Raw genomic sequence first — 253 nt, 5'->3', positions numbered from 1 at the left:
CCGCTTGAGATTTCAGTATCTCGCAGCAAACCGTTTAAGATTTTTGCAATCTCAGGATCTGCTACATCATCCACAGGTTCAGACTTGATTTGCTGACGATTCAAGCGTGTAGTATTTATATATTGCTTACAATAAGTGCGAAGCTTATTAATCGTTAATGTTGGTACGACTTCACCTTCACGTGCTTTACGATCTTTATCGCTCCATTGTGCTTTATCCAAGGTGACAAACTGACGATCTTCTCTACCGCGTC

The 253-nt window shown here is 41.1% G+C and carries 1 protein-coding gene; it reads right to left on the bottom strand.

Annotated features, from left to right (window positions below; translation table 11 throughout):
* On the bottom strand, positions 1 to 253 hold a 253-nt coding region (locus ACG94X_RS16915), incomplete at both ends, for a portal protein (RefSeq protein WP_514131881.1).

Source organism: Acinetobacter psychrotolerans, assembly GCF_048552595.1.
Classification (GTDB): Bacteria; Pseudomonadota; Gammaproteobacteria; order Pseudomonadales; family Moraxellaceae; genus Acinetobacter.
This window is presented reverse-complemented; position numbering and strand designations above follow the sequence as displayed.